This is a genomic window from Streptomyces sp. SL06, assembly GCF_058244745.1.
This window is the reverse complement of sequence record NZ_JBSYOT010000002.1, coordinates 2,295,453-2,319,914: the sequence shown is the minus strand read 5'-3', so window position 1 is coordinate 2,319,914 and position 24,462 is coordinate 2,295,453. Positions and strand designations below refer to the sequence as shown.

At 70.7% G+C, this 24,462-nt stretch carries 22 protein-coding genes, 1 pseudogene and 1 riboswitch; of the genes and pseudogenes, 15 read left to right on the top strand and 8 right to left on the bottom strand.

The window, feature by feature from the left end:
• Positions 1-95 precede the first annotated feature (95 nt).
• On the bottom strand, positions 96-818 hold the full coding sequence (locus AC4IHM_RS10385) for a M50 family metallopeptidase (protein ID WP_490866783.1): 723 nt from the start codon (positions 816-818) through the stop codon (positions 96-98).
• Between the two features lie 50 nt (positions 819-868).
• Between AC4IHM_RS10385 and AC4IHM_RS10380 the strand changes: the two genes are divergently transcribed.
• From AC4IHM_RS10380 to AC4IHM_RS10335, 10 genes and pseudogenes are all read left to right on the top strand, one after another.
• Positions 869-1,684: an SOS response-associated peptidase gene (locus AC4IHM_RS10380; RefSeq protein ID WP_490866782.1), complete on the top strand. Its 816-nt coding sequence runs from the start codon at positions 869-871 to the stop codon at positions 1,682-1,684.
• Between the two features lie 22 nt (positions 1,685-1,706).
• Positions 1,707-2,333, top strand: coding sequence for an alpha/beta hydrolase family protein (locus AC4IHM_RS10375; protein ID WP_490870799.1), 627 nt, complete (start codon positions 1,707-1,709; stop codon positions 2,331-2,333).
• 258 nt (positions 2,334-2,591) lie between these two features.
• A complete protein-coding gene (gene sigR, locus AC4IHM_RS10370; RefSeq protein ID WP_490870798.1) occupies positions 2,592-3,269 on the top strand; it encodes an RNA polymerase sigma factor SigR in 678 nt (225 codons plus the stop codon).
• Entirely contained in the window at positions 3,266-3,577 is a 312-nt protein-coding gene (gene rsrA, locus AC4IHM_RS10365) for a mycothiol system anti-sigma-R factor (RefSeq protein WP_490866781.1), read from the top strand. Before sigR ends, rsrA begins: the two co-directional genes overlap by 4 nt.
• A 132-nt stretch (positions 3,578-3,709) precedes the next feature.
• Positions 3,710-5,038 carry an HD-GYP domain-containing protein gene (locus tag AC4IHM_RS10360; protein ID WP_490866780.1) on the top strand — a complete coding sequence of 443 codons (1,329 nt, stop codon included), beginning with the start codon at positions 3,710-3,712 and terminating at the stop codon, positions 5,036-5,038.
• A 55-nt stretch (positions 5,039-5,093) separates the two neighbouring features.
• A complete protein-coding gene (locus tag AC4IHM_RS10355) occupies positions 5,094-6,419 on the top strand; it encodes an HD-GYP domain-containing protein (protein ID WP_490866779.1) in 1,326 nt (441 codons plus the stop codon).
• 114 nt (positions 6,420-6,533) lie between these two features.
• Positions 6,534-7,514 (top strand): tetratricopeptide repeat protein, encoded by a 981-nt coding sequence (locus tag AC4IHM_RS10350; protein WP_490866778.1) that lies wholly within the window; start codon positions 6,534-6,536, stop codon positions 7,512-7,514.
• 87 nt (positions 7,515-7,601) lie between these two features.
• Positions 7,602-8,252 (top strand): peptide deformylase, encoded by a 651-nt coding sequence (def, locus tag AC4IHM_RS10345; RefSeq protein ID WP_490866777.1) that lies wholly within the window; start codon positions 7,602-7,604, stop codon positions 8,250-8,252.
• A gap of 248 nt (positions 8,253-8,500) precedes the next feature.
• Complete coding sequence (gene cyc1, locus AC4IHM_RS10340) at positions 8,501-9,586, top strand: epi-isozizaene synthase (protein ID WP_490866776.1); 1,086 nt, start codon at positions 8,501-8,503, stop codon at positions 9,584-9,586.
• A pseudogene (locus tag AC4IHM_RS10335) lies at positions 9,583-10,975 on the top strand (bifunctional albaflavenone monooxygenase/terpene synthase). Before cyc1 ends, AC4IHM_RS10335 begins: the two are co-directional and overlap by 4 nt.
• A 14-nt stretch (positions 10,976-10,989) precedes the next feature.
• Here the strand turns inward: AC4IHM_RS10335 and AC4IHM_RS10330 are convergent.
• Positions 10,990-11,958 (bottom strand): GlxA family transcriptional regulator, encoded by a 969-nt coding sequence (locus AC4IHM_RS10330; protein ID WP_490866775.1) that lies wholly within the window; start codon positions 11,956-11,958, stop codon positions 10,990-10,992.
• 93 nt (positions 11,959-12,051) lie between these two features.
• Between AC4IHM_RS10330 and AC4IHM_RS10325 the strand changes: the two genes are divergently transcribed.
• Positions 12,052-12,318, top strand: coding sequence for a hypothetical protein (locus AC4IHM_RS10325; RefSeq protein WP_490866774.1), 267 nt, complete (start codon positions 12,052-12,054; stop codon positions 12,316-12,318).
• Here AC4IHM_RS10325 and AC4IHM_RS10320 read toward each other — a convergent pair.
• The 6 genes from AC4IHM_RS10320 to AC4IHM_RS10295 form a co-directional block, all read right to left on the bottom strand.
• On the bottom strand, positions 12,231-13,238 hold the full coding sequence (locus tag AC4IHM_RS10320; protein WP_490866773.1) for a ribonucleotide-diphosphate reductase subunit beta: 1,008 nt from the start codon (positions 13,236-13,238) through the stop codon (positions 12,231-12,233). The two genes, AC4IHM_RS10325 and AC4IHM_RS10320, sit on opposite strands and share 88 nt — an antisense overlap.
• Complete coding sequence (locus AC4IHM_RS10315; protein WP_490866772.1) at positions 13,238-15,628, bottom strand: ribonucleoside-diphosphate reductase subunit alpha; 2,391 nt, start codon at positions 15,626-15,628, stop codon at positions 13,238-13,240. The genes AC4IHM_RS10320 and AC4IHM_RS10315 overlap by 1 nt, the downstream gene beginning before the upstream one ends.
• 124 nt (positions 15,629-15,752) lie before the next feature.
• Positions 15,753-15,892: riboswitch (cobalamin riboswitch) on the bottom strand.
• A gap of 52 nt (positions 15,893-15,944) precedes the next feature.
• On the bottom strand, positions 15,945-16,451 hold the full coding sequence (locus AC4IHM_RS10310; protein ID WP_490866771.1) for a GNAT family N-acetyltransferase: 507 nt from the start codon (positions 16,449-16,451) through the stop codon (positions 15,945-15,947).
• A gap of 76 nt (positions 16,452-16,527) precedes the next feature.
• Complete coding sequence (mctP, locus tag AC4IHM_RS10305; RefSeq protein ID WP_490866770.1) at positions 16,528-18,138, bottom strand: monocarboxylate uptake permease MctP; 1,611 nt, start codon at positions 18,136-18,138, stop codon at positions 16,528-16,530.
• Positions 18,135-18,392, bottom strand: coding sequence for a DUF3311 domain-containing protein (locus AC4IHM_RS10300; protein ID WP_490866769.1), 258 nt, complete (start codon positions 18,390-18,392; stop codon positions 18,135-18,137). The genes mctP and AC4IHM_RS10300 overlap by 4 nt, the downstream gene beginning before the upstream one ends.
• A 146-nt stretch (positions 18,393-18,538) precedes the next feature.
• The gene (locus tag AC4IHM_RS10295) at positions 18,539-19,297 is read right to left on the bottom strand and encodes a GntR family transcriptional regulator (RefSeq protein ID WP_490866768.1); all 759 of its coding nucleotides are present in this window, start codon (positions 19,295-19,297) and stop codon (positions 18,539-18,541) included.
• A 452-nt stretch (positions 19,298-19,749) separates the two neighbouring features.
• On the opposite strand from AC4IHM_RS10295, the gene AC4IHM_RS10290 reads away from it, so the two are divergent.
• From AC4IHM_RS10290 to AC4IHM_RS10275, 4 genes are all read left to right on the top strand, one after another.
• Positions 19,750-21,024 (top strand): extracellular solute-binding protein, encoded by a 1,275-nt coding sequence (locus AC4IHM_RS10290; RefSeq protein ID WP_490866767.1) that lies wholly within the window; start codon positions 19,750-19,752, stop codon positions 21,022-21,024.
• An 87-nt stretch (positions 21,025-21,111) separates the two neighbouring features.
• Positions 21,112-22,098: a carbohydrate ABC transporter permease gene (locus AC4IHM_RS10285; RefSeq protein WP_490866766.1), complete on the top strand. Its 987-nt coding sequence runs from the start codon at positions 21,112-21,114 to the stop codon at positions 22,096-22,098.
• Positions 22,095-22,925, top strand: a complete 831-nt coding sequence (locus tag AC4IHM_RS10280) for a carbohydrate ABC transporter permease (RefSeq protein WP_490866765.1) — start codon at positions 22,095-22,097, stop codon at positions 22,923-22,925. The genes AC4IHM_RS10285 and AC4IHM_RS10280 overlap by 4 nt, the downstream gene beginning before the upstream one ends.
• An 8-nt stretch (positions 22,926-22,933) precedes the next feature.
• Positions 22,934-24,424 (top strand): glycoside hydrolase family 3 protein, encoded by a 1,491-nt coding sequence (locus AC4IHM_RS10275; protein WP_490866764.1) that lies wholly within the window; start codon positions 22,934-22,936, stop codon positions 24,422-24,424.
• Positions 24,425-24,462 lie beyond the last annotated feature (38 nt).

Genomic DNA, 24,462 nt, shown 5'->3' with positions numbered 1-24,462 from the left:
AGATCTTGATCAAAAGCGGCGAAATCTGACCGAAAGTGCAACAGTGCACTTGCCGTGCATATATGCACGATCGCGGAGTGCACGCCCGCCCCGGTTCACAGCCCCAGCAGCCAGCGTCCCCCGCCGATCAGCGAGCACAGCGACACCGCGTGGAACAGGAAGAACCACACCCCCGCCGGTGCGTGGGTCAGCCGGGCCAGCTGGTCCGCGTCCGAGTCCCCGGCGCCGTCCCGGGACCGCTTCGCCTGGAGTTCGAAGGCCGGGCGCACCCCGCCGAGCAGCAGGAACCACACCACCGCGTACGCGAACGCCGCCTGGACCTGCGGCCCGGCCAGCCAGGAGACCAGGACGAACATGGCGCCGGTGAGCAGCACCGTCAGCACCCCGTAGGCGTTGCGGACCATCACCAGCAGCGCGACGAGCAGCGCCGTCGCCAGCCACAGCAGCAGGGTGATGCGCCCCGAGGCCAGCAGGGCCGCGCCGCCGAGGCCGAGCAGCGGGGGAGCGGTGTAACCGGAGACCGCGGTGAGGATCATCCCGAGCCCGTGCGGCTTGCCTCGGCTGACGGTCAGGCCGCTGGTGTCCGAGTGCAGGGTGATGCCGGTCAGCGTGCGCCCGGTGAGCAGGGCCACGAGCCCGTGTCCGCCCTCGTGGGCGATGGTGATCGCGTTGCGCGCTATCCGCCACACCCCGTGCGGCACGACGACGGCGAGGGCGGCCACCAGGGTCGCGATCACCACCCACAGGTCGGGATCGGGCTGGGTGCCGGAGACCTCGTCCCAGAGAGAGGAGAGCGAGGCCGTTGCGAGGTGGTCCATGTTCGGTGAGGGCTCCTCGTGTTCGCGCGGGGTCTGGCAGTGTGGCACGTATGTGCGGACGGTATGCGGCGAGTCGTCGACCCGAGGATCTCGGGGGAATCTTTGAGATCGAGAAGTGGGAGCCCGAGGAGACCTTGGAGCCCGACTACAACGTGGCCCCCACCAAGGAGGTCTACGCCGTCCTGGACCGTCCTCTGAAGGACGCCGAGGACCCGAAGCCGGTTCGCCAGCTGCGGAGGCTGAAGTGGGGCCTGGTCCCCTCCTGGTCCAGGACGCCCGAGGGCGCCGCCCGGATGATCAACGCGCGCGCGGAGACCGTCCACGAGAAGCCGTCCTTCCGCCGCGCCTTCGCCGCCCGGCGCTGCATCCTGCCCGCCGACGGCTACTACGAGTGGGTCACCGGCAGGCAGGAGCGGGACCTGGAGGTCGAGGGGCGCCGGAAGCGGCCCCGCAAGCAGCCGTACTTCGTGTCCCCGGCCGACGGGTCGTTGTTCGCCATGGCGGGCCTGTACGAGTTCTGGCGGGACGGGACGCTGCCCGACGACCATCCGCAGGCCTGGTGGGTGACGTGCTCGGTGATCACGACCGAGGCCGAGACCACGCCGCTCGCGGTCGCCCCGGAGGACGGCCCGCATGCCCTCGCCGACATCCACCCGCGGATGCCGCTGATGCTGACGCCGGACCGCTGGGACGCCTGGCTCGACCCGGCGCGCACCGACCCCGAGGAGCTGACCTCCCTGCTGGCGCCCCCGCCCGCCGGGCTGATGCGGGCCTTCCCCGTCTCCACGGCCGTGAGCAACGTCCGCAACAACGGGCCGGACCTGCTCAAGGAGCTGGAGGCGCCGGAAGAGGGCACACTCTTCTGACGTGACGGACGCGACAACGGATGTGACACAGGTCGTCGAGACCGACGCGGGCCCCGCCCGCATCACCTGGCACCCGGCGGGGCGGCCCCGCCTCGTGCTGGGCGTGAGCCACGGCGCGGGCGGCGGCATCGAGGCGCGGGATCTGCGGGCCCTGGCCGCCGCACTGCCCGCCCACGGGGTGAGCGTCGCCCTCGTCGAGCAGCCCTGGCGGGTGGCCGGTAGAAAGGTGGCGCCCGTGCCGAAGACCCTGGACACCGGCTGGCGGGGCATCTGGCCCGCGCTGGCCGCACCGGGACTGCCCGTGATCTCCGGCGGCCGCAGCGCCGGCGCCCGCGTCGCCTGCCGCACCGCCACCGAACTGGGCGCCCGCGCGGTGCTCGCCCTCAGCTTCCCGCTCCACCCGCCCGGCAGGCCCGAGAAGTCGCGCGCGGACGAACTGCTCGGATCCGGCGTGCCCACCCTCGTCGTACAGGGCGGCAACGACCCCTTCGGCCGACCGCAGGAGTTCCCGGACGGCCCCCACCGGCTGATCGAGGTGCCGCACGCCGACCACGGCCTCGCCGTGCCCAAACGGGCGGAGATCACCCAGGAACGGGCCCTGGAAGTGATCACCGACGGTGTCGTGGCGTGGGCGGGGTCACTCGCGTAACACCCCGGGAATGAGCGGCGAGCGGCCACTGTTGTGCCGGACATACCGTTGCTGAGAATCAGCACCGACGCCGTACGAGAGGAAGTCCGCCGCATGGCTTCAGCCTTCTGCCCAAGTCGCAGCAGCCGCGCCGACCTGGACTGGACGGTGCTGCACGCGGCGAAGACCGCCCCTGTTCGGGCGGCGGGCGGACCGGATCGTCGTCTATCCTCCGATTCGAGTGGGGCCGGTCTCGGCCTCGCGACATCGTTGGAGGAGGTGGGTCCGGTCACTGGGACCGACGCAGGGACCGAACACGGCCAGGCGGAGCAGCCCGAGGGCCGGGGCACGGAGTCGACCGCGGAGCGCAGCGCGCGCTTCGAGCGGGACGCGCTCGAGTTCCTCGACCAGATGTACTCGGCCGCGCTGCGCATGACGCGTAATCCGGCCGACGCAGAGGACCTGGTGCAGGAGACCTACGCCAAGGCGTACGCGTCCTTCCACCAGTTCCGCGAGGGCACCAACCTCAAGGCGTGGCTGTACCGCATCCTCACGAACACCTTCATCAACTCGTACCGCAAGAAGCAGCGCGAACCCCAGCGCAGCGCGGCCGAGGAGATCGAGGACTGGCAGCTCGCGCGCGCCGAGTCGCACATGTCGACGGGACTGCGCTCCGCGGAGTCGCAGGCGCTCGACCACCTGCCCGACTCGGATGTGAAGCGGGCGCTCCAGGCGATCCCCGAGGAGTTCCGCATCGCCGTGTATCTGGCGGATGTCGAGGGCTTTGCCTACAAGGAGATCGCCGACATCATGGGGACGCCCATCGGTACGGTCATGTCCCGGCTGCACCGTGGACGCCGTCAGCTGCGCGGCATGCTGGAGGACTACGCCCGCGACCGCGGCCTGGTCCCGGCCGGCGCCGGAGAGTCGAACGAAGCGAAAGGCTCGGGGTCATGAGCTGCGGAGAGCCGCACGAGACGGATTGCAGCGAAATCCTCGATCATCTCTACGAGTTCCTCGACCGGGAGATGCCGGACTCGGACTGCGTGAAGTTCGAGCACCACTTCGAGGAGTGCTCGCCCTGCCTGGAGAAGTACGGGCTGGAGCAGGCCGTGAAGAAGCTGGTCAAGCGGTGCTGCGGACAGGACGACGTGCCCGGCGACCTGCGCGCCAAGGTCATGGGACGGCTCGACCTGATCCGTTCCGGGCAGACCGTGCCCGAGCACGATGTCACGGCGGCACCGCCGACTCCGCAGGAGTCCTGAGCCGGTCCACGCCCGTGAGGTGACGGCCGCCGTCCGTCACTCGTACGTGCTAATCCACGGGTTGTCCGCCCGCGGCCTCCCGTCGGCGCCCTAGGCTCCGGAGCCTGACCGACATGGCCGGGGGAGGGGCTCATGGACGCGGTACCGGCGCGGGCGCGTGTGTACGTCGCCGGTGTCGGCCTCGCCGCCCTCTGCTGCCTGCGGCCGCTGCCCGAGACGCACGTGCACGTGCCCTGGTGGGCCGTGCTGCTGCTCGCCGCGCTGTACGCCGGTTCCGAACTGATCGCGCGGTCCCGCTCCGTCGGGACCTGCTACCCGGTCCTGCTCGCCGGGGCCTTCCTGCTGCCGCCGCCCGCCGCCGCGTTCGTGGCGCTGCCCGGGGCCCTGCTGTCCCCGGTGCCGCGGCCCGTCGTCCTGCGGCGCGTCTGGCGGGCCGCGCAGCTGACCCTCGCCGTGTGGGCCGCCGCCCGCGTCCACTGGGAGCTGGGCGGGCGGGACGCGGTCGCCGCGCCCGACTTCCCGTACGCCCTGGTGCCGGCCGGTGCCGCGGTACTGGCCTTCTGCCTGGTCCTCACCCTCCTGGACGGCGGCATCCTGGCGCTCGCCGACCGTGTGCCGGCCCGCCGGGCGTGGCGGGGGCTGTTCTTCCCTTCGCTCGGGCCGATCGCCGTGCACGGGCTCGCCGGGCTGATGATGGCGGTCCTGTGGCGCAGCCCGTACGGCCCGGTGGCCGCGCTGCTCGTGCTGCTGCCGATGTGCGTGGCGTGGTGGGCGTTCGCCCAGTACCACCGGGAACGTGCCGCGCACCAGGCGACCATCCGCGCGCTGGTGCGGGCCGTCGACATCAAGGACGGCTACACACGCGGGCACAGCGAGCGCGTCGGCCAGGCCTCGATGATGATCGCCCGCGAGCTGGGCATGGACGACGAGCGCGTCGAGACCCTCCGCTTCGCCGGGATCCTGCACGACGTCGGCAAACTGGGGGTGCCCACCCGGCTGCTGCGCAAGGACGGACCGCTCACACCCGAGGAGCGCCGGGTGATCGAGCTGCACCCCGAGTACGGGCACGAGATGGTGCGCGGCATCCGCTTCCTGGGCGAGGCCCGCGCCGCCGTCCTCCACCACCACGAACGCCTGGACGGCAGCGGCTACCCCTACGGACTGGTCGGCGACCGGATCCCGGAGTCGGCCCGGGTGGTGGCCGTCGCCGACGCCTTCGATGCGATGACGTCCACCCGTTCCTACCGCAGGGCCCGTCCCGTCGCGGCGGCGCTGAAGGAGCTTCAGCGGTGCGCCGGGGGGCAGTTCGACCCGCGGATGGTGGGGGCGCTGGTCCGCGCCCTTGAGCACCACGGCTGGCGCCCCGCGGTGACGGCGGACGGCGCCCCCGCCCGCCCCGCCGGTGTGCTCCCGGCCCGGGGCGCGGGCACCCGGGACCGGGTCGGAAAGGGGGCGCGGTGACGGGGACGACGGAAGCCTCCGGGAGGCCGGGCGACCGTACCGACGGGAGCGCGCCATGACGCCGCCCCGGCCCGAGCCCCTCCGACCTCACCCGTCCCTGCCTCCGGCTCCGTCCTCGCCCCCGCTCCACGGCGCCCCCCGGACCCGCTCCCCGGCGATCCTCCGTCTCATCCCCTGCTGCGCCGGGCTCCTCGCGCTCGGCTGCCTCGTCCGCGTGCTGTGGTCCGGCCCGGTGGAACGGCCCGTCGCGCTCGCCTTCGGCGTCCTCGTCGCCCTCGGCGAGCTGACCCGGCGGGCCGGCGCCGAGGCCCGGGAGGCCGCTCCGCCGGGGGCCGCCGGAGCGCTGGCGTACGCGCTGCTCGGGGACGTCGCCGGGCGGCCCACGCAGCACGGCGTCGCCCAGACCGTCACCGTCGTCCTCGCCGCCTCGTTGCTCGGCAGCGTGCCCCACGTCGCGCGCGGCAGCGGGCCCGTGCTGGAACATCTGGCGCGGCGGGTGCTCACCGTCGCCTTCGCGGCCGCCTGCTTCCTGCCGCTGTCCAACCAGGGCGTCTTCCGCGACTGGAGCGGCCCCGCGTACGCGCTGCTGCTGGTCGGGCTGCTCGCCCTGACCGCCCTGTGCGACGCCGTGCTCGCCGCCGCGCCCGCGCACGCGCGTACCGGCTGGCCCTTCGGCCCGCTGCTGCGCGAGGAGCTGCGCGGCATGGTCGGCATCACCTCCGCCGTGTGCGCGACCGGGGTGGTGATGGCGCTCGCGGTGGGCGTGGCGGGGCTGTGGGCGCTCCCCGTCTTCTGCGTGCCGCTGCTGCTCACTCAGCTGTCCTACCGGCGGTACGCGGCCGTCCGGGCCACCTACCGGCAGACGATCGCCTCCCTGGCCCGCGCCACCGAGATCGCCGGGTACACCCCGGCCGGGCACGCCCGCCGCGTCGCCGAACTCAGCGGCGCCGTCGGGTGGGAACTGGGGCTGTCCGCAGCCGAGCTGACCGTGCTGGAGTACGCGGCCCTCATGCACGACATCGGGCAGCTCAGCCTGGTCGACCCGGTCCCGGCCGGGGCCACCGCCGGCCTGCCCGCGGCGGAACAGCGCCGGATCGCGCTGCTCGGCGGGGCCGTCGTCCGCCAGACCGGCGTCGACGCGGCCGTCGCGGTGGTCGTGGAGCGGCAGGCCGACCCCTGCCGGGAGCAGCCGGTCGCCGCGCGGATCGTACGGGCCGTCAACGCCTACGAGGAGAAGGCGCGGGACACCGGGCCCGGCGGCGGCCTCGCGGCACTGGAGGAGCTGCGCCTGGCCACCGCGGGCGACTACGCTCCCGACGTCGTGGAAGCACTGGCCCGAGTGCTTTCCCGAGGCAGTCTTACCGCGCCCGCGGCTGGGTAACCCATGGGTAATGAGCGTCCCCGCAGCCGTACGTGGTTTGATGCGCAGGAGAGGGTGTCCGGGGGCGTGGAAAGGCACAGCCAGCCCACAGAACGGAACTGGCAGGCGGGAATCGTGAGGATCTTCGGCAAGGCACGGCACCGGCCCTCCGCCTCCTGGCGGCAGGCCACCGACCGCGCGTTCACGCTGATCGGCGACGGTCGCTACGAGGATGCGGGCGCGCTGCTGACGCGGGCCGCCGACCTGGAACCCTGGCTGTCGGAGTCATGGTTCAATCTCGCCCTGCTGCACAAGTTCCGGCACGACTGGGAGCAGGCCAGGGCGGCCGGTCTGCGGGCCGTCGCGCTGCTCGACCGGGACACCGGGGCGCCCGACTGGTGGAATGTCGGCATCGCCGCCACCGCGCTGCAGGACTGGCCGCTGGCCCGCCGGGCCTGGCAGGCCTACGGGCTGCGCACGCCCGGAGGCGCGACGGACGCCGGTGAGCCGCTCGGCATGGACCTCGGCAGCGCGGCCGTACGGCTGTCCCCCGAGGGCGAGGCCGAGGTCGTGTGGGGGCGGCGTCTGGACCCCGCCCGCGTCGAGGTGCTGTCGATCCCGCTGCCGTCCTCGGGTCGGCGCTGGGGCGAGGTGGTCCTGCACGACGGGGTGCCGCACGGGGAGCGCACCACCGCGGCCGGGCACTCCTACCCCGTCTTCGACGAGATCGAGCTGTGGGCGCCGTCGCCCGTGCCCACCTGGGTGGTCCTCCTGGAGGCCGCCACCGAGTCCGACCGGGACGCGCTGGAGCAGCTCGCCGCCGACGCCGGGTTCGCCGCCGAGGACTGGTCGTCCTCGGTCCGGCTGCTGTGCCGGATGTGCTCGGAGTCCCGGATGCCGTCCGACGAGGGCGAGGGCGAGCACCTCGACCCGCACGACCACAGCGAACCGGGACACCCGGGGCCCCTCGGCCATCGCACCGACGGGCAGTTGTGGGTGCCGGAGCGGGAGTGCGGGGTGGCCGCGCCGGCCTCCCTGGTGCGGGGACTGCTGGACGGCTGGGTCGCGGACAGTCCGGATTCACGGGACTGGCGGGATCTTGAAGAGGTCTGCTGACCGGGCCCCGTAGTCTTGACCCGGCCGCTGCGGGAGCAGTCGCCGTCAGCATCACCCCCAGTTGTTCGAGGAAGGCGTACGTCGGTCATGGCCCAGCAGGACACCGATCAGCAGCACACGGGCGTGCTCCCCGTGGACGACGAGGGCTTCGTCGTCGACACCGAGGACTGCGAGGAGCGCGAGGCGGACTGGCGCGGGCGCGGCACCCCGCGTCCGATCACGGTGGTCGGCAATCCGGTGCTGCACAAGGAGTGCGAGGACGTCACCGACTTCGGCGAGGACCTCCAGCAGCTGGTCGCGGACATGTTTGCCAGCCAGCGCACCGCCGAGGGCGTGGGCCTGGCCGCCAACCAGATCGGTGTCGGCAAGAAGGTCTTCGTCTACGACTGCCCCGACGACGAGGGCGTCCGCCACGTCGGCGTGGTCTGCAACCCCAGGCTCGTCGAACTGCCCGCCGACCGGCGTCGCCTGGACGACAGCAATGAGGGCTGTCTGTCCGTGCCGACCGCCTACGCGCCGCTCGCCCGCCCCGACTACGCCGAGGTGACCGGGCAGGACGAGCGGGGCAACCCGGTCAAGGTGCGCGGCACCGGCTACTTCGCGCGGTGTTTGCAGCACGAGACGGACCACCTGTACGGGTACCTGTACATCGACCGGCTCTCCAAGCGCGAACGCAAGGACGCGCTGCGGCAGATGGCCGAGAACGAGCCGCGCTACCCCGTGGTCGCGAACGACTGACACCGCACCACCGGACACCATCCTCCGTGCGCACGGCGCCCGTTCGGGTTTACCCCGAGCGGGCGCCGTGCGTCTGCCGGAAGCTGCCACACAACAGGAGAAGTCCGGCACCGGGGGGTAGTGAATGAAGCAAATCCGTTCCCACGGCGGCCGGTTGTAGGGCTGAATGGGAAGAGCGGGGATACGCAACGGCGCACGCCCCGTTCAGCGAGAGGGGTGCGCCACCGGCGGCTGAGAGGAGTTTGTTCGTGCATGCTTTCTCACACGGCACCACAGCGACACCGACCGCGACCGCAGTACCGCCATCGCTCCGACTTCCGGTGATCGAGGCGGCATTTCCCCGGCGACTGCACCCGTATTGGCCGAAGCTCCAGGAGAAGACCCGCACCTGGCTGCTCGAAAAACGGCTCATGCCGGCGGACAAGGTCGAGGAATATGCCGACGGCCTGTGCTACACGGACCTCATGGCGGGCTACTACCTGGGCGCCCCCGACGAGGTCATGCAGGCGATAGCGGACTACAGCGCCTGGTTCTTCGTCTGGGACGACCGGCACGACCGGGACATCGTCCACGGCCGTCCCGCCGCCTGGCGGCGACTGCGGGACCGGCTGCACACGGCACTCGACGCACCCGGGGACCACCTGAACCACGAGGACACGCTGGTGGCCGGGTTCGCCGACAGCGTGCGGCGGCTCTACGCGTTCCTGCCGGCCACGTGGAACGCCCGGTTCGCCCGGCACTTCCACGCGGTGATCGAGGCGTACGACCGGGAATTCCACAACCGCACCAACGGAATCGTGCCCGGCGTCGAGGAGTACCTCGAACTGCGCCGGCTCACTTTCGCGCACTGGATCTGGACCGACCTGCTGGAGCCGAGCGCGGGCCGTGAACTGCCGGACGCCGTCCGGAAACACCCCGCATACCGCCGGGCGGCGCTGCTGAGCCAGGAATTCGCCGCCTGGTACAACGACCTCTGCTCGCTGCCGAAGGAAATAGCGGGCGACGAGGTGCACAATCTCGGCATCAGTCTCATCACCCACCAGGAACTCACTCCGGAAGAAGCGATAGCCGAAATCAGGCGACGCGTCGAGGAATGCATCACCGAATTCCTCGACGTGGAACAGGATGTCTTACGGTTGGCCGACGAACTCGCCGACGGCACCGTACGCGGAAAAGAACTGAGCGACGCCGTGCGGACCAACGCCGGCAATATGCGGAACTGGTTCAGTTCCGTCTACTGGTTCCACCACGAGTCCGGCCGGTACATGGTCGACAGCTGGGACGACCGGTCCACGCCCCCGTACGTCAACAACGAAACGGCAGGTGAGAAATGACCGTCGAGTCCGTCAACCCCGACGCCCGCGCGAAAGCGGCACCGGAGCTGCGCGAGCCACCCGTGGCCGGTGGCGGCGTCCCGCTGCTCGGCCACGGCTGGAGGCTCGCCCGCGATCCGCTGGCCTACATGACCCAACTGCGCGACCACGGCGACATCGTGCGCATCAAGCTCGGCCCGAAGACCGTCTACGCGGTCACCGACCCGGAACTCACCGGCGCCCTCGCCCTGAGCCCCGACTACCACATCGCCGGTCCGCTGTGGGAGTCGCTTGAGGGGCTGCTCGGCAAGGAGGGCGTGGCGACCGCCAACGGCCCGCTGCACCGGCGCCAGCGGCGCACCATCCAGCCGGCGTTCAAGCTCGACGCCATCCCGGCCTACGGGCCGATCATGGAGGAGGAGGCGCACGCGCTCGCCGAGCGCTGGCAGCCGGGGCAGACCGTCGACGCCACCTCCGAGTCCTTCCGGGTCGCCGTGCGCGTCGCGGCCCGCTGCCTGCTGCGCGGGCAGTACATGGACGAGCGGGCCGAGCGGCTGTGCGTCGCGCTCGCCACCGTCTTCCGGGGCATGTACCGGCGCATGGTGGTCCCGCTCGGGCCGCTGTACCGGCTGCCGCTGCCGGCCAACCGCCAATTCAACAACGCGTTGGCCGATCTGCATCTGCTGGTCGACGAGATCGTCGCCGAGCGCCGTGCGTCCGGTCAAAAGCCGGACGATTTGCTCACGGCATTGCTGGAGGCGAAGGACGACAATGGCGACCCGATCGGGGAACAGGAGATCCACGACCAGGTCGTCGCGATACTCACCCCCGGAAGCGAAACCATCGCCTCCACGATCATGTGGTTGCTCCAGGCACTTGCCGACCACCCCGAACACGCCGACCGCATACGCGACGAAGTCGAAGCGGTCACCGGTGGACGCCCCGTGGCATTCGAGGACGTTCCGCAAGCTTCCGCACACCGGCAATGTCATCCTGGAGACCATGCGTTTGCGTCCGGCCGTATGGGTATTGACACGGCGCTCGGTGGCCGAGACGGAACTCGGTGGCTATCGCATTCCGGCCGGGGCGGACATCATCTACAGTCCGTACGCAAACCAACGCGATCCGAAGTCATACGCCGACGGCCTGGAGTTCGACCCGGACCGGTGGCTTCCGGAACGCGCGAAGAATGTGCCGAAATACGCCATGAAGCCGTTCAGTGTGGGCAATCGCAAGTGCCCGAGCGACCACTTCTCGATGGCGCAGCTGACGCTGATCACGGCCGCGCTCGCCGCCAAGTACCGCTTCGAGCAGGTGCCGGGCTCGAACGACGCGGTCCGGGTGGGCATCACCCTGCGCCCGAACGATCTGCGGGTCCGGCCCGTGGCGCGGTCGGCGGCGGGTGGGTGACGCGGTGACGCGGCTCAGGCGGCGGCCCGCGGGCCCCGGAAGGTGCGCCGGTAGGCGTGCGGGGTGGTGCCCAGGGCCCTGACGAACTGGTGCCGCAGGGCCGCCGCCGTGCCGAAGCCGGTGCGCCAGGCGATCGCGTCCATCGTCTCGTCCGTCGCCTCCAGCAGCCGCTGGGCCAGCAGCACGCGCTGGCGCAGGATCCAGCGGTAGGGAGTCGTACCCGTCTCCTGCTGGAAGCGGCGGGCGAAGGTGCGCGGGGACATGTGCGCCCGCGCCGCGAGCTGCTCGACGGTGACCTCCTCGTCGAGGTGCTGTTCCATCCAGGTCAGCACCTCGCCGACGGTGTCGCAGGAGGCACGCGGCAGCGGCCGTTCGATGTACTGCGCCTGCCCGCCGTCCCGGTGCGGCGGTACGACCATGCGCCGGGCGATCTTGTTGGCGACCTCGGGCCCCTGCTCCTTGCGCACGATGTGCAGACAGGCGTCGATGCCGGACGCGGTTCCGGCGGAGGTGATCACCGGGTCCTCGTCGACGTAGAGCACGTCCGGCACGACCTCGGCCCGCGGATACCGCCGGGCCAGCTCGGCCGCGTGGCGCCAGTGCACCGAGCACCGCCGCCCGTCCAGCAGTCCGGCGGCACCCAGCACGAAGACCCCGGAGCACACGCTCAGCACCCGTGCGCCCCGGTCCAGGGCGCGCCGCAGGGCGTCGAGCAGCTCGGGCGGATACTCCCGCCGGGCGAAATCGTCGCCGGCCGGCACGGCGATCAGGTCGGCCTTCTCCAGCCGCTCCAGCCCGTACGGCGTGGAGACGGTCAGCCCGCCGACATGGGTGCGCAGCGCGGGGCCCTCCGCGGAGACCACCGCGAAGTCGTACCCCGGCAGGCCCTCGTCGCTGCGGTCGAGGCCGAAGACCTCGCAGAGCACGCCCAGTTCAAAGGGATGCGCGCCGTCCAGCAGGACGGCGGCCACATTCTGCAACATGCGGCCAGTGTGCCTCGGAGCTGGCAGGAAATCGAGGGCCTACGGCAGTCCTGCCACTCCCGGTAAGGAGTCTCCGGCGTGAGAGTGGTGTCCATGACCGGAGAACAGACACAAGCCCTGATCGGAATGCTCGCGACCCTCGGACTCCTCGTCCTCATGGTCCTCCCCTCGGTGATCGGCATCGTGCGCGACAGGCGCATCGACCGTCAGCTCAGGCAGGCCCAGGAGAACGAGGCGGCGAGGGAGGCGGAGAGCGGGGAGACTCGGCGGACTCAGAAGTCCTCGTCCAGGTCGACGGTGCCCTCCACCGCCACCTGGTACGCCGAGGGACGCCGCTCGAAGAAGTTGGTCAACTCCTGAACGCCCTGCAGCTCCATGAAGGAGAAGGGGTTCTCGGAGCCGTACACCGGGGCGAAGCCGAGACGCGTCAGACGCTGATCGGCCACGCACTCCAGGTACTGCCGCATCGAGTCGGTGTTCATGCCCGGGAGACCGTCACCGCACAGGTCGCGCGCGAACTGCAACTCGGCCTCGACGGCCTCCCGCAGCATGTCGGTGACCTCCTGCCGGAGCCGGTCGTCGAAGAGCTGCGGCTCCTCCTTGCGCACGGTGTCGACGACGTTGAAGGCGAAGGACATGTGCATGGTCTCGTCCCGGAACACCCAGTTGGTGCCAGTGGCAAGCCCGTGCAGCAGACCCCGGCTGCGGAACCAGTAGACGTAGGCGAAGGCGCCGTAGAAGAACAGGCCCTCGATGCACGCCGCGAAGCAGACGAGGTTGAGCAGGAAGCGGCGGCGGTCGGCCTCGCTCTCCAGCCGGTCGATCGACTCCACCGAGTCCATCCACGTGAAGCAGAACTCGGCCTTCTCGCGGATCGAGGGGATGTTCTCGACCGCGGCGAAGGCGGCGGCGCGGTCCTCCGGATCGGGCAGGTAGGTGTCCAGCAGCGTCAGATAGAACTGGACGTGGACGGCCTCCTCGAACAGCTGCCGGCTCAGGTACAGCCGCGCCTCGGGGGAGTTGATGTGCTTGTAGAGGGTCAGCACCAGGTTGTTCGCCACGATCGAGTCGCCCGTCGCGAAGAAGGCGACCAGCCGGCCGATCAGATGCTGCTCCTCCGGGCTGAGCTTCGCGAGGTCCGTGACGTCCGAGTGGAGGTCGACCTCCTCCACGTGCCAGGTGTTCTTGATGGCGTCCCGGTAGCGCTCGTAGAAGTCCGGGTAGCGCATGGGACGCAGGGTCAGCTCGAAGCCGGGGTCGAGCAGGTTCTTGGTGGTCATTACTGGCAGGCCTCGCAGGACTCGGGGTTTTCCAGGGAGCAGGCGACCGCGTCGGGATCGGAGGCCTGCCGGGCGGGGACGGCGGTCTGCGCCCGAGCCGCGCGCGCGATGCGGGTCGCGGGGCGGGAGCGCAGGTAGTAGGTGGTCTTCAGGCCCTGCTTCCAGGCGTACGCGTACATCGAGGAGAGCTTCCCGATGGTCGGCGTCTCCAGGAACAGGTTCAGCGACTGGGCCTGGTCGAGGTACGGGGTGCGGGCGGCGGCCATGTCGATCAGGCCGCGCTGCGGGATCTCCCAGGCGGTGCGGTACAGCGCGCGGACGTCCTCGGGGATCCAGGAGAAGCCCTGCACCGAGCCGTTCGCCTCGCGCAGCGCCTCACGGGTGCGGGCGTCCCACACGCCGAGCCGCTTGAGGTCGTCCACCAGGTAGGAGTTGACCTGGAGGAACTCACCGGACAGCGTCTCGCGCTTGAACAGGTTGGACACCTGCGGCTCGACGCACTCGTACACGCCGGCGATGGAGGCGATGGTGGCGGTCGGCGCGATGGCGAGCAGCAGCGAGTTGCGCAGCCCGGTCGTGGCCATGCGCTCGCGCAGCGCCGCCCAGCGCTGCGGCCAGGCCGTCCGGACGCCGTAGTGGTCGGGATGCAGCACGCCCCGGGCGGTACGGGTCTTCTCCCAGGCCGGCGCGGGACCCACCCGCTCGGCGAGGTCGGCGGACGTCTCGTACGCGGCGAGCATGACGCGCTCGGCGATCCGGGTGGACAGGGCCTTCGCCTCGGGCGAGTCGAAGGGCAGGCGCAGTTGGAAGAACACGTCCGCCAGGCCCATCGCGCCCAGACCGACCGGACGCCAGCGGGCGTTGGAGCGGCCCGCCTGCTCGGTCGGGTAGAAGTTGATGTCGACGACCCGGTCCAGGAAGGTGACGGCGGTGCGGACGGTGGCGTCCAGCCGCTCCCAGTCGATGTCGCCGGCGGCCCGGTCGACGAAGGCGCCGAGGTTGACCGAGCCCAGGTTGCAGACCGCGCTCTCCCCGTCGTCCGTGACCTCCAGGATCTCCGTGCAGAGGTTGGAGGAGTGGATGACGTGGCCCGGCTCCGCGGTCTGGTTGGCGGTGCGGTTGGCGGTGTCCTTGAAGGTCATCCAGCCGTTGCCGGTCTGCGCGAGCGTGCGCATCATGCGGCCGTACAGCTCACGGGCGGGCAGCGTCCTGCGGGCGAGTCCCGCCTCCTCCGCCCTGCGGTACGCCGCGTCGAACTCCGCGCCGTACAGGTCGGGCAGCTCGGGCACGTCCGAGGGGGAGAACAGCGACCACCGGCCGTCGGCGTCCACCCGGCGCATGAACTCGTCCGGGATCCAGTGCGCGAGGTTCAGGTTGTGCGTGCGGCGGGCGTCCTCGCCGGTGTTGTCCCGCAGCTCCAGGAACTCCTCGATGTCGGCGTGCCAGGTCTCCAGGTAGACCGCCGCCGCGCCCTTGCGACGGCCGCCCTGGTTCACGGCGGCGACCGAGGCGTCCAGCGTCTTCAGGAACGGGACGATGCCGTTGGAGTGCCCGTTGGTGCCGCGGATCAGCGAACCCCGGGCGCGGACGCGGGAGTAGGCGATGCCGATGCCGCCGGCGTGCTTGGACAGACGGGCGACCTGGTGGAGGCGGTCGTAGAGGGAGTCCAGCTCGTCCTTGGGGGAGTCCAGGAGGTAGCAGGACGACATCTGGGCGTGCCGGGTACCGGAGTTGAACAGGGTGGGGGAAGAGGGCAGGTAGTCGAGGCGGCTCATCAGGCCGTAGAGCGCGGCGACCTCGTCGACCGAACGGGGGCTGTCGTCCTCGGCGAGTCCGGCGGCCACCCGCAGCATGAAGTGCTGGGGCGTCTCGACGACCTTGCGGGTGAGGGGGTGCCGCAGCAGATAGCGGCTGTGCAGGGTGCGCAGCCCGAAGTAGCCGAAGCGGTCGTCGGCGGCCGGGTCGATCAGCGCGTCCAGGCGGTCGGCGTGCAGCCGGACGAACGCGGCGGTGCGGTCGGCGATCAGGCCCTCGCGGTGCCCGGTGGCGACCGAGCCGGTGAAGGAGGTGACCCCCTGGGAGGCGGCCTCGGCGCGGATGCCGATGGTCAGCAGCCGGGCGGCCAGCCTGGAGTAGACCGGGTCCTCCGAGATGAGCCCGGCCGCCGCCTCCGTGGCCAGCTCGCGCAGCTCGGACTCGTCCGCGTGGGCGGACCGGCCGCGCAGCGCGGCGCCGGCGACCCGGCCGGGGTCGGCGCCCGGCAGGTCGGCGGTCAGCCCGGTCAGGGTCCGCAGCAGGGCGGCACCGGGTCCGTCGGACTCCTCGGTCACCGGGGTGGCTGAAGTCGTCACCGGGGTCGCTGAAACCGGGTCGGCTGGCGCGATGGTCACGTGGGGCACTCCCTCGCTCGGCACGGGGCCTGGCGGAGGGCAGGGGGGAACTCACGAGCGCACACGGCGTCGCGCCCACCGGCCCACTCCACGAGGCCCGGACGTCATGGCACCCGGACCGGAAGGGCCGGGCACACTGTCGGCAGGTCCTCGGACTGAACCGGCGCGTGATCACGCTCGGAGGCGAACACGCACAAGTACACCGTTGCGGGACAGTTCCGGATTCGCACCGGATTCCCCTGCGGCGACAGCGAGCATGAGCATACATCTTGTGCCGGGCTGCGCGAGCACCCCCAGATGTAGTGTCACGCTGGTGTCAGAGTGTCAGTTCATAGGTGATGAGGGTGATGTCGTACAGCTCCGGCGCCGGGTTCCAGTCGCGGTCGGGCGTGCGGGTGAAGCCCAGCCGTTCGTAGAGGCGGTGGGCGGTGTGCATGGCGCGCTGGGTCGACAGCACGACGCGCGCACAGCCCCCGACGCCCCGGGCCCGTTCGACGCAGGCGCTCACGAGGGCCTCGCCGGCCCCGCGTCCGCGTGCCTCGCGGGCGACGGCGAGCATGCGTATCTCGGCCTCGCCGGGCCGGGCTATGTCCGCCATGGGGCCGCCGGACGGCACGAAGGTCACACCGCCGAGCACCCGGCCGTCCGCCACGGCGACCAGCACCTCGGCGTCCGCCGCCCGCTTGGCCACGTTCCGCAGCTCGCCGAGGTACGTGTCGCTCTCCCCGAAGTCGAGGAGACCGTCGCGCAGATAGGCCTGCGCGGTGATCTCCCCCAGAGTCCCGTACTCGTCGGTCGCCGCCCGCCGGATCACGAAGTCCATGACCCCGAGTGTGCCCGACGGGTACGACAACGGGCCGCCGGGTTCTCTCCGGCGGCCCGTCGTGGTGGTCCGGGGCTCAGGTCGAGCTGCCCGCCGTGGCCGGCGGCAGTTCGACCTGGACGCCGGGGTCGCCGGCGTCCGCCGTGTAGTCGCCCGGCCGGGTCTCGTCGACGCCCTCGGGCGCCCCGACCGCCTTCAGGACGACGGTCAGGACCACGGTGACCAGGACGTTCAGCACGAAGGCGGTGAGACCGATGTAGCCGATCTCGCCGATGCCGGGGATCTCCTGCGAGGAGCCGCCGAAGTGCTTCTGGGTCGGCGAGGCCACGCCGTACGCGGCGACCGTGCCGTAGACCATGCCGACCGCCCAGCCGCCGAGCAGCGCCCAGCGGTGGAACCAGCGGGTGAACAGGCCGCCGACCAGGGCCGGGAAGGTCTGCAGGATCCAGATGCCGCCGAGCAGCTGGAAGTTGATCGCGACCGTCTTGTCCATGCCCAGGACGAAGATCAGCGCGCCCACCTTCACCAGCAGCGACACCAGCTTGGAGACCTTCGTCTCCTGCCGCGGCGTGGCGTCCGGCTTGATGAAGTCCTTGTAGATGTTGCGGGTGAACAGGTTCGCGGCCGCGATCGACATGATTGCCGCCGGGACCAGGGCGCCGATGCCGATCGCCGCGAAGGCCACGCCCGCGAACCAGGCGGGGAACATGTTCTCGAACAGTTGCGGGATCGCCAACTGGCCGTTGTCCACCTTGACCCCGGCCGCGATCGCCATGAAGCCCAGCAGCGCGAGCAGCCCCAGCATCAGCGAGTACAGCGGCAGGATGGTGGTGTTGCGGCGGATCACCTCACGGCTGCGAGAGGACAGCGTCGCGGTGATCGAGTGCGGGTACATGAAGAGCGCCAGCGCCGAGCCGAGCGCCAGCGTGGCGTACGTCCACTGGCTGGTCCCGCCCGGCACCAGCCCGCCGCTGCCGGTCTCGGTGAACTTGTCGTTCGCCGAGGCGAAGATGTCGCCGAACCCGCCGAGCTTGATCGGGATGTAGATGATCGCCACGGCGATCACGATGTAGATCAGCGTGTCCTTCACGAACGCGATCAGCGCGGGCGCGCGCAGCCCCGACGAGTAGGTGTAGGCCGCCAGCACGCCGAAGGCGATCAGCAGGGGCAGGTCCTTGACGAACCAGTGGGTGCTCTCGCCGCCGCCGACGCCCATCACGTCCAGCACGGCCTGGATGCCGACCAACTGGAGCGCGATGTACGGCATCGTGGCCAGGATGCCCGTCACGGCCACCGCGAGCGACAGGCCCTTCGAACCGAACCGGCCGCGCACGAAGTCCGAGGTGGTCACGTAACCGTGCTTGTGGGAGACCGACCACAGCCGCGGCAGGAAGGTGAAGATCAGCGGGTACACCAGGATCGTGTACGGCACCGCGAAGAAGCCGGAGGCGCCCGCCGCGTAGATCGCCGCGGGAACGGCCACGAAGGTGTACGCGGTGTACAGGTCGCCGCCCAGCAGGAACCAGGTGACCCAGGTGCCGAAGGACCGGCCGCCCAGGCCCCATTCGTCGAGGCTGTGCTCGTTGTCGGCCCTGCGCCAGCGGGCGGCCAGGAAGCCCATGGCGGTCACGAGCACGAAGAAGAAGATGAAGACGGCGAGTGCGACGCCGTTCACGCCGTCGTTCACTTGGTGCCGTCCTTCCGGCGGGCGCGCTGGTCACGCTGCCACAGTTGGTACGCGAGCACCGTCAGCGCGGTGGACATCAGCACCCACGCCATCTGGTACCAGTAGAAGAAGGGGATGCCGATGAAGGTCGGGTCCGTCCTGGCGTAGGAACCGACCCACAGCATGGCGACGAACGGTGCGACCAGACAGAGGCCGATGACGACGCGCACCGGCGTCACCGTCGGCCCTCTGCTCGTTTCCGGGGCTTGTGACATGCGGCGGCTCCGTCCCCTCGTTGATCACCTGGTGCAGTGCGCACGAAAATGTAGGGGACGGCGTCGAGACAGCGGAAGACCTCGTTCGTGTATCGGTCCTCAACCGCAAATCCGTGTGCGCGAGAAGCAGGGGGAGCGGGCGGCGGCTACGGCCGCTTGAGGCGGGCCACGAACTTGTAGCGGTCGCCCCGGTACACCGAGCGCACCCACTCCACCGGCTGGCCCGTCCGGTCCCGCGAGTGCCGGGAGAGCATCAGCATGGGCAGGCCCACGTCGGTGCCGAGCAGACCGGCCTCGCGGGGGGTCGCCAGGGAGGTCTCGATGGTCTCCTCGGCCTCCGCGAGATGGACGTCGTACACCTCGGCGAGCGCGGTGTAGAGCGACGTGTACTTCGCCAGGGACCGGCGCAGCGCCGGGAAGCGCTTCGCCGAGAGGTGGGTGGTCTCGATGGCCATGGGCTCGCCGTTGGCCATGCGCAGCCGCTCGATGCGCAGCACCCGCCCGCCCGCCGTGATGTCCAGCAGCCCGGCGAGCCGGTCGTCGGCGGTGATGTAGCCGATGTCCAGCAGCTGCGAGGTGGGTTCGAGCCCCTGCGCGCGCATGTCCTCGGTGTACGAGGTGAGTTGCAGCGCCTGCGAGACCTTGGGCTTGGCGACGAAGGTGCCCTTGCCCTGGATGCGCTCCAGGCGGCCCTCGACGACCAGTTCCTGAAGGGCCTGGCGCACGGTCGTGCGTGACGTGTCGAACTCGGCGGCCAGCGTGCGCTCCGGCGGCACCGGTGTGCCCGGTGTCTGCGTCCGGGTCATGTCGAGCAGATGCTTCTTCAGACGGTAGTACTTGGGCACGCGCGCGGTACGGACGGTCGCCCCACCCTCGTTCTCCGCACTGCTGACGTCGGTGCTCATGCTCTGCCTTCCCGGCTCCGGATGCCGAAGCGACCGATATCCCTGTCGGCCACGGCTCACATCGTGGCACGGCCGCGTGCCGGGATGGTCCCGCACGCTCCGTGATCCCTTCTGTATACCTCCGGGACCTCCCTTGGTCTAGTCCACAGCGCCGGCCGGCGTCGCTGGTACGCGCGTTCGGGACGGTATCGGCGTGTCGTTCGGCGGGTGGTGGTACACCCGGTCGGGGTCCGCCCGATCTGTCGCTTGCGCAATGAAAGGTCCCTGCATATCTCGGTCGCATCACGGACGACGTGAGGGTGCTTGAACACCCTTGACAGCCCTATTGGTCTGGGCCAAGCTCCCGGTACTGGTCTACACCATTGGTCCAGGTCCCGGCCCCATGGGCGGTCCGCGTCGACGAGCAACCGCGGGGAGGCAGGGGGGTTTGTGGCATCCCTGAGGAGGGTGGCGTGAAGCGCAAGCTGATAGCCGCGATCGGTATCGCGGGCATGATGGTCTCGATCGCGGCATGCGGGGGCGACAGCGACGACGGCAAGAAGGCCGGGGCGGACGGCTACGCCGGCGAGACGCTCACCGTCTGGGTGATGGACGGTTCCTCGCCCGACGACTGGCAGGCGGACCTCGCCAAGGAGTTCGAGGCGAAGACCAAGGCCAAGGTCAAGTTCGAGGTCCAGCAGTGGAACGGCATCCAGCAGAAGCTGACCACCGCCCTGTCCGAGGAGAACCCGCCCAACGTCTTCGAGGTCGGCAACACCCAGACCCCGGCCTACGCCAAGACCGGCGGCCTCGCCGACCTGAGCGACCTCAAGTCCGAGATCGGCGGGGACTGGACCGAGTCCCTCAACGAGTCGTCCATCTTCGACGGCAAGCAGTACGCGGCCCCCTGGTACTTCGCCAACCGCGTCGTCCTCTACAACAAGAAGGTCTGGGCCGACGCGGGCATCAAGGAGACCCCCAAGACCCGCGACGAGTTCTACGACGACCTGAAGACGATCGGTGCGAAGACCGACGCCGAGCCGATCTACCTGCCGGGTCAGAACTGGTACCACTTCGTCGGCCTGGTGGTCGGTGAGGGCGGCGAACTCGTCAAGAAGGACGGCGACAAGTACGTCTCCAACCTCGACGACCCCAAGGTCGCCGCCGCCGCGGAGACCTACAAGAAGTTCCAGGCCCTCTCCAAGGCGCCCAAGGACAAGGACGAGGCCACCCCGCAGCAGGGTGAGGTCTTCGCCAAGGGCAACGTCGGCGCCTTCATCGGCATGGGCTGGGAAGCCGGCATCGCGACCGAGGCCAACCCGAAGATCGAGAAGGACATCGGCTACTTCACGATCCCGGGCGCCACGGCCGACAAGCCCGAGGGCGTCTTCCTCGGCGGCTCCAACCTCGCGGTCGCCGCGGGCAGCAAGAAGCAGGACCTCGCCAAGGAGTTCCTGAAGCTCACGCTGTCCGACAAGTTCGAGGGCGCGCTGGCCAAGTCCAACGGCGTCATCCCGAACAAGGAGTCGCTGCAGAGCAACCTGGAGGGCAACGCCCCCGCCGAGGCCGCCGCGCCGGCCGCCGCGGGCGGTGGCACCACGCCGCTGATCCCGGAGTGGGCCGCGGTCGAGAACGCGCCCAACCCGATCAAGACCTATCTGACCGCCGTCCTGAACGGCAAGTCTCCGGCCGACGCGGCCAAGCAGGTCGAGGGCGAGTTCAACAAGCGCCTGTCGCAGCAGCAGTAACACCGGGTGGGCCGGGGCGGGGGCCGGACCCGACGGCCCCCGCCCCGGCGCCGAGGTGAACAGGTCGAGAAGAGAGAGACCGCGAGCATGACCGTGCAGATCGAACGGCCGCCCTCGGACCCGGCGGACGTGCGCAAGGAGGACGGTGGGGGCGCCGGCGGGCGGAGAACGGGAGCCGCGTCGCGGGCCGGCGCGCTCGCCCCGTACCTGTTGCTGCTGCCCGCCTGCGTGGCCGCCGTACTGCTGCTGGGCTGGCCGCTGCTGAAGGACCTCCTGCTGTCCTTCCAGAACCTCAACATGTCGCAGCTGATCCAGCACCTCACCGAGTGGAACGGCGTCGACAACTACACGGAGACCCTCACCAGCGAGGACTTCTGGCGGGTCACCCTCCGCTCGATCCTGTTCACGGCGGTCAACGTCGCCCTGATCATGGTCCTGGGCACCCTGATCGGCCTGCTGCTCGCCCGCCTCGGCAAGCGGATGCGGTTCACACTGATGATCGGTCTGGTGCTGGCCTGGGCCATGCCGATCGTGGCCGCCACCACCGTCTACAAGTGGCTGTTCGACCAGCGCTTCGGCGTCGTCAACTGGGTCCTGGACAAGCTCGGCCGGCACTCCATGGCCGACTACAGCTGGACCAGCAGCCAGATGTCGACCTTCTTCGTCGTCACCGTGCTGATCGTGTGGATGTCCATCCCGTTCGTCGCGATCAACCTCTACGCCGCGACCACCACCATCCCGGGCGAGCTGTACGAGGCCGCGGCCCTCGACGGCGCCGGCGCCTGGCGGAGCTTCACCACGGTCACCATGCCGTTCCTGCGGCCGTTCCTCTACGCCACGACGTTCCTGGAGATCATCTGGGTCTTCAAGGCATTCGTGCAAGTCTACCTGATCAACGGCGGCGGCCCCGACCGGCTCACCGAGATCCTGCCCGTCTACGCCTACGTCGAGGGCGTCGGCAACCAGCACTACGGCATGGGCGCGGCGATCGCGGTACTGACCATCATGATCCTGCTCGGCCTGACCGCCTACTACCTCCGGATCGTGCTCAAGCAAGAGGAGGACGAGCTGTGAAGCGCTCGCTCTTCGGCCGCCTGTGGCCCAACGCCACGGCCGTCGTCCTGTTCGTCGGCTTCGTCTTCCCCGTGTACTGGATGTTCGCCACGGCCTTCAAGCCGACCGGCGACATCATCTCGGAGGACCCGGTCTGGTTCCCGACCAACGTCACCTTCAAGCACTTCAAGACCGCGACCGACGTGGACCACTTCTGGACCTACGTCACCAACTCGCTGACCGTCACCGTCCTCGCGGTCGTCTTTTCGCTGGTCATCGCACTGGCCGGCTCCTTCGCCCTCGCGCGGATGCGGTTCAAGGGCCGGCGCGGCTTCGTCATCGGCTTCATGCTGGCGCAGATGGCGCCCTGGGAAGTCATGATCATCGCGATGTACATGATCGTGCGGGACGCGTCGATGCTGAACAGCCTCGTACCGCTGACGCTCTTCTACATGATGATGATCCTGCCCTTCACCATCCTCACGCTGCGCGGCTTCGTCGCCGCCGTGCCGAAGGAACTGGAGGAGTCCGCGATGGTCGACGGCTGCACCCGCGCCCAGGCCTTCCGCCGGGTCATCCTGCCGCTGCTCGCCCCCGGCCTGATGTCCACCTCGCTGTTCGGCTTCATCACCGCCTGGAACGAGTTCGCGCTGGTCCTGGTGCTCAACAAGGACGCCGAGGCCCAGACCCTGCCGCTGTGGCTGTCCAGCTTCCAGACGCAGTTCGGCAACGACTGGGGCGCGACCATGGCCGCCTCGTCCCTCTTCGCCATTCCGATCCTGATCCTCTTCGTCTTCCTCCAGCGCAGGGCCGTCAGCGGCCTGACCGCCGGTGCCGTGAAGGGATAACGCCACCGATGACGACCATCGCCAGGGCCACCGACACCCTCACGCGCGACGCGCTCACCGTCCTCCAGCCCGGCTTCGCCGGCACCACCGCCCCCGACTGGCTGCTGCGCCGCCTCGGCGACGGCCTGGCCTCCGTCGCCCTGTTCGGGCGGAACGTCGCCACGCCCGAGCAGGTGGCCGCGCTGACCGCCCGACTGCGCGCCGAGCGCGAGGACGTGCTGGTCGCGATCGACGAGGAGGGCGGCGACGTCACCCGTCTGGAGGTACGCACCGGCTCCTCCTTCCCCGGCAACCACGCCCTCGGCGCCGTGGACGACGTCGGGCTCACCCGGGAGGTGGCCGCCGAACTCGGCCGCCGGCTCGCGGCCTCGGGCGTCAACTTCAACTGGGCCCCGTCCGCCGACGTGAACTCCAACCCGGACAACCCGGTCATCGGAGTGCGCTCCTTCGGCGCCGGCACCGACCTGGTCGCCCGGCACACCGCCGCCTACGTCACCGGCATGCAGTCGGCGGGGGTGGCCGCCTGCACCAAGCACTTCCCGGGCCACGGGGACACGGGCGTCGACTCCCACCACGCCGTGCCGCGCATCGACGTGGACGCCGCGGTGCTGGCCGAACGCGACCTGGTCCCCTTCCGCGCGGCCATCGCCGCCGGCAGCCGCGCGGTGATGAGCGCCCACATCCTGGTCCCGGCCCTGGACCCGGACCGCCCGGCGACGCTGTCCCGCCGCGTCCTGACCGACCTGCTCCGCGGCGAGCTGGGCTACGACGGACTCATCGTCACCGACGGCATCGAGATGCGGGCCATCGCGGGCGCGTACGGCATCGAACGCGGCAGCGCCATGGCGGTCGCGGCGGGCGCCGACGCGATCTGCGTGGGCGGCGGCCTGTGCGACGAGGACACCGTACGGCGGCTCAGTGACGCCCTGGTCCAGGCCGTCCGTTCGGGTGAACTGCCCGAGGAGCGCCTGGCCGACGCCGCCGAACGGGTCCGCGCGCTGGCCCGCTGGACCGCCGCGCACCGCGCGGACGCCCGCGCCGAGGACGCCGCGGACGGTGACGTGGGCCTGCGTGCGGCCCGCCGCGCCCTGCGCGTCACCCCCGCCGAGGGCTTCACCCCCCTCACCGAGCCGCCGTACGTCGCCGCACTCAGCCCCGTCGCGAACATCGCCGTCGGCGACGAGACGCCCTGGGGTGTCGCCGCCGAACTGTCCCGCCTGCTCCCCGGCACCCGGACCGGCAGTTTCACCGGAGCGGACGCCGGTGCCGAGGTGCTGGCCGCGGCGGGGCCGCGCCGCATCGTCGCCGTCGTCCGTGACGAGCACCGCCACCCCTGGATGGCGGCGGCCCTCGACACCCTGCTGGCGGCCCGCCCCGACACGGTCGTCGTCGAGATGGGCGTGCCGCGCGCCGAGCCGCGCGGCGCCCTGCACGTGGCCACCCACGGCGCGGCCCGGGTCTGCGGCCGCGCGGCGGCGGAGGCCGTCGCGGGCGCCTGACGGCCCCCTCGCCTCCCGGTACGCGAAAGGCGCCGGGT

Bases quoted from the DNA above. Each gene is read 5' to 3' on its own strand.
- AC4IHM_RS10385 (WP_490866783.1), bottom strand. From the start codon at position 818: ATGGACCACCTCGCAACGGCCTCGCTCTCCTCTCTCTGGGACGAGGTC.
- AC4IHM_RS10380 (WP_490866782.1), top strand. From the start codon at position 869: ATGTGCGGACGGTATGCGGCGAGTCGTCGACCCGAGGATCTCGGGGGA.
- rsrA (WP_490866781.1), top strand. From the start codon at position 3,266: ATGAGCTGCGGAGAGCCGCACGAGACGGATTGCAGCGAAATCCTCGAT.
- AC4IHM_RS10360 (WP_490866780.1), top strand. From the start codon at position 3,710: ATGGACGCGGTACCGGCGCGGGCGCGTGTGTACGTCGCCGGTGTCGGC.
- AC4IHM_RS10355 (WP_490866779.1), top strand. From the start codon at position 5,094: ATGACGCCGCCCCGGCCCGAGCCCCTCCGACCTCACCCGTCCCTGCCT.
- def (WP_490866777.1), top strand. From the start codon at position 7,602: ATGGCCCAGCAGGACACCGATCAGCAGCACACGGGCGTGCTCCCCGTG.
- AC4IHM_RS10330 (WP_490866775.1), bottom strand. From the start codon at position 11,958: ATGTTGCAGAATGTGGCCGCCGTCCTGCTGGACGGCGCGCATCCCTTT.
- AC4IHM_RS10325 (WP_490866774.1), top strand. From the start codon at position 12,052: ATGACCGGAGAACAGACACAAGCCCTGATCGGAATGCTCGCGACCCTC.
- AC4IHM_RS10320 (WP_490866773.1), bottom strand. From the start codon at position 13,238: ATGACCACCAAGAACCTGCTCGACCCCGGCTTCGAGCTGACCCTGCGT.
- AC4IHM_RS10310 (WP_490866771.1), bottom strand. From the start codon at position 16,451: ATGGACTTCGTGATCCGGCGGGCGGCGACCGACGAGTACGGGACTCTG.
- AC4IHM_RS10300 (WP_490866769.1), bottom strand. From the start codon at position 18,392: ATGTCACAAGCCCCGGAAACGAGCAGAGGGCCGACGGTGACGCCGGTG.
- AC4IHM_RS10295 (WP_490866768.1), bottom strand. From the start codon at position 19,297: ATGAGCACCGACGTCAGCAGTGCGGAGAACGAGGGTGGGGCGACCGTC.
- AC4IHM_RS10285 (WP_490866766.1), top strand. From the start codon at position 21,112: ATGACCGTGCAGATCGAACGGCCGCCCTCGGACCCGGCGGACGTGCGC.
- AC4IHM_RS10275 (WP_490866764.1), top strand. From the start codon at position 22,934: ATGACGACCATCGCCAGGGCCACCGACACCCTCACGCGCGACGCGCTC.